Raw genomic sequence first — 6,826 nt, 5'->3', positions numbered from 1 at the left:
TATTGTATTTTTTCTCAACAAGCATACTACACAATAATTGTTCAAGGCCGCGGATGCTTTGAGGCTGACTTGAGAATATTTTTAACCTCTAATTCCATTTGGTTTGCGTTCTCTCATATCGCTTTTAGTCTAAACTCCAGTAAGTGAGTCTCGCGTGCGTCTCTGCGGTTTAAAATGCAGATTAAATGTACAGCTTAGAGTTCTTTTGTCAAGTATTTCATAAAATATAGCAGTCCTAGATGACAATATAAAATTAGCAAAAGGTTAGTATCAATATTCTGTAAGTCAATCACCTTGATTTGTTATTTGATTATGGGTAGAGTAATAAAAGAGGAATATAGCGGTTATCGATTGCATGAATTTCACAGGTTTTGCTTTCTGACTTTCGTCGATTTAACCCTGATTTTAGTAAGCTGTACCACATTTAGTTTCCAATAGCAGCATTACCCTTGTTTTTTATCTTTCGTCCCCATTTAATGATTAGTTCTCCCTGATTTAACAGCTTATTTAATAAATCCTGGCTCTTCCCTACTTAGTGGGCTAAAATATTAAATAATAACCCAAAATAATAAATAATTAATAAATCATGAAGAGTTTAATGACTGAGTTATTAAATTTACCTGGAATCATAGTAGAAGATAGTAAAGAAATCGAAGGAACATTAATCTTATCCATAAAAGTGGAGAAAAAAACAGCAGTTTGCCCAAGATGTGGTCAAAGCACTCATCATCTTCATGAAAATAAAAGATATTTAGTCTGAGGGGGTGACGAAATAGCCTGAAAAGCTTTATGTGTATAGAGTATGACATTTAATGGTATAACAAAGATAGGACTCCTATTTGCAATAAGACCTATCTATTGAAAATGTTACCTCAATTTTACCAAAATCACTTAAAAAGTCAACTGAGTTATTCAGAATACCTATTCCTAAAAATTTTGCTTCATCTGGTACAGTCAATCAAAAAAGTGAACTTAGAAAAGTTAGCAAATGCTTTACCTTTAGCAATTAAATTTGAGAGCCGAAGAAAAAGAATACAACGTTTTTTATCATTACCAAATCTAACAATCGAAAAAATTAGATGCTAATTGTCCCAATTGTGGCACAAAAAGCCATAATTTACATCAAAATCATCGATATATTGTTAAAGACTTACCTTTGGGAGAGAAACCAGTATTTTTAGAAATAAATAGGCGACAATTCAAATGCAGAAAATGTCAAAAACCATTTAGTGAACATCTCGATTTTGTGAGGAAGAAAATAACTTATACAAAACGGCTTGCACACAAAACCATACAAGAAGTTTTAGAGAATGACATACACAGCGTAGCATCAAAAGGGATCGTTACAACGGAAGAGATAGAACGTATGTTAAAGGACGCATCTGAAGAATTATCGCAGTCAAGACCTTTAAACTTAAAAAGGCTTGGAATTGATGAGATAGCTCTAGTTAAAGGAAAGGGTCATTACTGTGCAGTACTAATAGATTTAGATACATCTAAAGTGATTACCATGTTAAGTGATCGCACAAAAATAGTAATAGCTGAAGTCCTTACAGAATGGGAAATTGAAGTTTTAGAGCGAATAGAAGAAGTAAGTATAGATTTATGGCAAGGGTATAAAAACTTAGTTATAGAATTAATGCCAAATGCTCAAGTCGTAGCAGATAGATTTCATGTAATGACACAGATAAATAAAGAGTTAGATACACAAATAAAAATCGAAAAACGAAATATAGAAGAGTTAATTAAAAAAACAAAATTAGCAGCAAAAAAAGCTGAATATGAACAAATATTATCAGGATTAAAAAGTAGTAAATATCCTTTGCTCAAGAATAAAGATAACTTAAGCGAAGAGCAATTGAATAAACTTAAGTAGGTGGGCGCTAAAAAACACAACTAGATTAAGAAATGTAAATCTCTTAAAAGCTTAATATTCAAAGCGTTTCTGATGTTTTACATAAGTTTATATAGTTCGGTTTAATTGTGCCTACCTACTTATCTTTCTTTTGTCACTCCGGGAAGAGTAAAATCAGAAAGAAGGGCTGAAAGCCAGGAGGGGAGGATGACACAGCCAAGAAGCCCCAAACCCAGCATCAAATTTTTGGATGAATATTGTGCAATCTACAGAAACATCTTTCCAGAAGTCAGGAGTTTTGAAAATTTCCGAGATTTACATTTGGGAATGATATCAGAAATAAAAAGGAAATCTTTACCAGAAATAGCCAAGGTAGTAGGGTTAGAGAATCAGCAATCATTACATCATTTTTTAACAGAATCACCTTGGTCAATAGAATCATTAAAGAAGCGAAGATTAGAATTAATCCTGCGAGTCTTAAATAAGCGATCGCTAATTCTAATAATTGATGAAATCGGAGACAAAAAACAAGGTCGTACTACAGACTATGTAAAACGGCAGTATATTGGGAACTTAGGCAAAATAGAAAATGGAATAGTGGTAGTGACAGCCTATGGTGTGATTGAAGATATGACCTTTCCTTTAACATTTCAAATTTATAAACCAAGGGAGAGATTACAGCCAAGAGATAAGTATAAAACCAAGCCAGAAATCGCAGCAGAATTAATCCGAGAACTCCAAGAAATAGGATTTAAGTTTGAATTGGTGCTAGCAGATAGCCTGTATGGGGAAAGTGATGGCAATTTTATTAGTGTATTGAATCAATTACAACTCTGTTTTGTTGTAGCTATACGTAGTAACCACGGAGTTTGGCTACCAAAAGGGCAAAGCATCAAGTATAACAAATGGCGAAAATTTAACCGTGTTTTCTCGAATGGTAATCTGGAAGTTCGATATATTAGAGAGATTATTTTTGGCAAGCGGCGCTCCATTCGATATTGGCAAGTCACGACGGATACGGAGAAGCTACCTGAAAATTCAACATGGTTTTTAATGACAAATATTCTAGATATTAAGTATTCAGAAGTTGGGAATCTTTACGGTTTACGAACATGGGTAGAATATGGGCTGAAGCAAAGTAAAAATGAACTGGGATGGGCAGATTTTCGACTTACCCATTATTCTGACATTCAGAAATGGTGGGAAATAGTTTGTAGTACATATCTCATGGTCAGCCTTCATTCAAGTGTCTTTTCCCAATCTCACAGCTACATTCTCAAAATATTTGCGGAACACCCTTTGTGGGATGAAAATCATGGTTGGAAGAATATCCTGAATAATTTACGTCTTATTGTTCAACCTTTTATCCTTTTCAATCTGATTAAACCTTGGCTCAAGGTATTTTCTATTCCTCAACTTTTTACAGGTTTTTCGTACCTGATTAGCCTCATGAATACCTTGCACAATCATCTATTTTTATCACTTTGGGCAGACTTATTCGCTTTTTCCTCTGCCTAAAGTGACAAAAGAAAGTTATTCAAGTTAAAAGTGTATCTATAACTCTGAAAATAATGCATGAGCTAAAAGAAAAATTTCGGAAAATTTTTAATCACATTAATGAGATTAAATCCTAATAAGCGTAAGTACTATCAACAAGGCATGAGGGCTATGAAGCTTATAGAGTCTACATATTAGTTGATTTCGTCGCCCCTTCAGCTCTCTGATAGAGCTTTTTGTAAATTTTCTTTCTGCGATTGACTCAGGTATCCTTTGGCAGGCATAGCAGTAGCTTCACGAGTTTATCTGATTTCCATTTTATGCAAATTAGATGTGGAACAGCTTAACACATGACACTTGAAGAAGTATTGGCTTCCATAGAGACGATTCTCGGCGAAGAGTCTTTGAATAATATACAAAAAATAGTTATTTCCCAATCTTGGGAGCAAAAGACTTACTCAGAGATTGCTGAAAGTTATGATTACGATGATGGCTACGTCAAATATGTAGGCTTCCAGTTATGGAAAATGCTCTCAGTAACGTTAGGCGAGAAAGTTACTAAAAGTAACTTTCGCTTAGTCCTAAGCCGATGGAGATCACGCCAAAGTAACAACGTTTCAGCAAAGCAGTTAATTACGTCGGAGCAAGAGAGTGGCTTGGAGGAAGAACTCTTAAGCATCCCTCAAAATGAATCTGAAAGTTTAAGCAAAGAATGTTCTCCAGTCACTAATCAGACTAGTGAAACGAATTTAGGCTGTCGTCTGGACTGGGGCAAAGCCATTGATTTATCTGTTTTCTATGGACGCTCTGAGGAATTAGCAATCCTTGAGCGGTGGATTGTTCAGGAACAGTGTCGATTAGTAGCTTTGCTAGGAATTGGTGGTATTGGTAAAACAGCACTGTCTGTTAAATTAACTGAACAACTTCAAGGACAATTTGAGTATGTCATTTGGCGATCGCTCCATAGCTATGCATTAGTCAGATATTTCTTAACAAAAGGTGTCGATTAACAGATTAGATGGGTTCTTTCCCACTTTTGGTGATCCTGGTTGGGGTAAGGCATCAGCCCTTTCAATGCGAACAAATGAACTATATCCTCTTTTTGATAATTCAAGTTGTGAATTGCTAGAAAAAAAGGTATTTTTTAGCAATTACAACTGTTCAAACTATTGAATGAGATAAATTCATATATGAATTTATTAAAGTTGAGTAATACAATCATTGATTAAGAGATTGAAGAAGACAAAATCATGATTTTTCACCAAAAATAAATCATACAATTTCTCTAAAATATACTATTTTTTTACATCAGGTAAGCCAGTATATTTAATCAGTTATGTGGTCGTGATTAACTGCTTTTTTGATGAATGACTGTACTGTCTTAAGAGCCGATTAGTTGAAATATGTCCTTGTTTACTATCATACCCACATTCCGCACTTCATTTTGTAGCACATATACTAGTACTAATAGATACAATTTCAATTAAATATAATCACGTAAATTAGTGAGTAATTAATATAGACAGTATGACAAACATTACTAACTGTTTGAAATCCTCATGGTATTGATAGTAAATACCGGAAAAAAGATGGGAGAATGAGTAAAAATTAGCCGGAATTAAGTAAAGTTATCAAAAAAATGAATTACCAAACAGAAGAGTTTGAAAGTAAAAACTTGGATCACTTAGGAATCATAGCAGGAATAATAGATGAAATAGGAATTGTAGAAGAAATTAATCAGATATTTTGTCAAGATAGTAGAGAAAAAATCAATACAGGAGAAGTAGTCAAAGCCATCATTCTGAACGGACTGGGTTTTGTCTCAAAACCCTTATACTTATTTTCTCAATTCTTTGAAGATAAAGCCATAGAACATCTATTAGGAGAGGGGATAAAAGCCGAAGATTTAAATGATGATAAAATCGGCAGAGTCATGGATAAATTATATAAATACGGCTTAACGAAAATCTTCTTAACAATTGCCTTATCCGTAGTGAAAAAATATGGAATATCAACTAAATATTCTCACTTAGATTCCACCTCACTACATTTACATGGAGAGTATAATAACTGCCAAAGTAGTCCAGAAACAGAACTAGGAATAAGCCGAGAAAATCCGATTGTAATTAAACAGGGATATTCCCGTGACCATAGACCAGATTTAAAACAATGTATATTAGATTTAATAGTAAGTAGTGATGGAGATATCCCCTTATTTTTTAGAGGAGCATCAGGAAATGAATCAGATAAAGCAGTATTTGCTCACATCTTAGTAGAGTATGAAAAACAAATAGATTTTGAAAGTATCATGGTAGCTGACAGTGCATTATATAGCGAAAGCAATTTAAAATTAATGTCGAATATCAAGTGGATAAGTAGAGTACCTATGACCATTAAAAAAGCCAAAAACTTGATGAAAGGATTCACCATTACCGAACTGAAACCAAGTGAAATCAAAGGATATAGCTATCAAGAGTCAAAAGTAACTTATGCCGGAATAGAGCAAAGATGGTTATTAGTTGAAAGTACCGAGAGAAAAAAATCAGACCTCCAAAAATTAACCCAAAAAATCTCAGAAGAGTTCTTAAAAATCAGCAAACAGCTAGTGAAGTCAGCCTCAGATGAATTTACACATCTATCTTTAGCTGAAAACAAAATTCAAGAACTAGCTAGCCAATTAAAATATCATCAAATATCCGACTTAAAAATCACATCTAAATTAAATAAAGAGCAGACAGTAGTTTATCAAATATCAGCTAGACTCACAGAAAATCAAGAGTTAATCACCCAACATCAAAACTCTTGTGGTCGATTTATTTTAGCAACTAATATTTTAGAGGCGACCGAGTTAGAATCCTCAGAAATCCTCAGAATCTATAAAGAACAGCAATCAACAGAAAGAGGATTTAGATTTATCAAAGACCCGTTATTTTTTGCTGATAGTCTGTTTGTGAAGAATCCAGAAAGAGTAGAGACAATGATGATGTTAATGTCATTATGTCTGTTAGTTTATAATTTCGGACAAAGACAATTAAGAATAGCGTTAAAAACCCAAAAAACTACAGTGAAAAATCAACTAAACAAAGACACACAATCCCCCACTTTGCGTTGGATATTTCAATGCTTTCAGGGGATTCACTTGATGATTGCACAAGGTTGGCGGAGGATTCTGAACTTAACGGATTCTCGTTGTCGAATCCTGCAATTTTTGCCTTTAGCTTGTCAAAAGTATTACTTATTATCTGAGTTTTGAACTCTCTAATTCAGTATTGCTTAATCTGATGTTTTCCTAACTGATTGCAAAATCCTAATTAAATATTGTTGAATAACAAGCTTTTTTATGGTGTAAAAAAGCTGGAATTTGGATGTGGATAATTTATTTATTTTCTGGTTACTTGATTGTTCAAATTCTCATGAGCGCATTTTCTGTTTATGTAGTTTACCCATGCTACTTATTGAAGTGCGGAATGTGGG

4 protein-coding genes and 2 pseudogenes are annotated in these 6,826 nt (G+C 33.8%); all 6 read left to right on the top strand.

All coding sequences use genetic code 11. The features are described from left to right. Positions 1-598 precede the first annotated feature (598 nt). The 6 genes and pseudogenes from ACE1AT_RS22010 (at position 599) to ACE1AT_RS21985 (ending at position 6,605) form a co-directional block, all read left to right on the top strand. Positions 599-760, top strand: coding sequence for a hypothetical protein (locus tag ACE1AT_RS22010; protein ID WP_374872202.1), 162 nt, complete (start codon positions 599-601; stop codon positions 758-760). Between the two features lie 104 nt (positions 761-864). After that, positions 865-1,077 (top strand): annotated as a pseudogene (locus tag ACE1AT_RS22005) (IS4 family transposase); the annotation flags it as partial. A gap of 22 nt (positions 1,078-1,099) precedes the next feature. Then, positions 1,100-1,876 (top strand): annotated as a pseudogene (locus ACE1AT_RS22000) (ISL3 family transposase); the annotation flags it as partial. Positions 1,877-2,062: 186 nt separating this feature from the next. After that, positions 2,063-3,373 (top strand): IS701 family transposase, encoded by a 1,311-nt coding sequence (locus ACE1AT_RS21995; protein WP_374872200.1) that lies wholly within the window; start codon positions 2,063-2,065, stop codon positions 3,371-3,373. A 329-nt stretch (positions 3,374-3,702) separates the two neighbouring features. After that, entirely contained in the window at positions 3,703-4,362 is a 660-nt protein-coding gene (locus tag ACE1AT_RS21990; RefSeq protein WP_374872198.1) for a hypothetical protein, read from the top strand. A 629-nt stretch (positions 4,363-4,991) separates the two neighbouring features. Further along, a complete protein-coding gene (locus tag ACE1AT_RS21985; protein WP_374872196.1) occupies positions 4,992-6,605 on the top strand; it encodes an IS1634 family transposase in 1,614 nt (537 codons plus the stop codon). Positions 6,606-6,826 lie beyond the last annotated feature (221 nt).

The sequence above is a fragment of the Pelatocladus sp. BLCC-F211 genome, from assembly GCF_041928655.1.
In the GTDB taxonomy this organism is placed as follows: domain Bacteria; phylum Cyanobacteriota; class Cyanobacteriia; order Cyanobacteriales; family Nostocaceae; genus Pelatocladus.
This window is presented reverse-complemented; position numbering and strand designations above follow the sequence as displayed.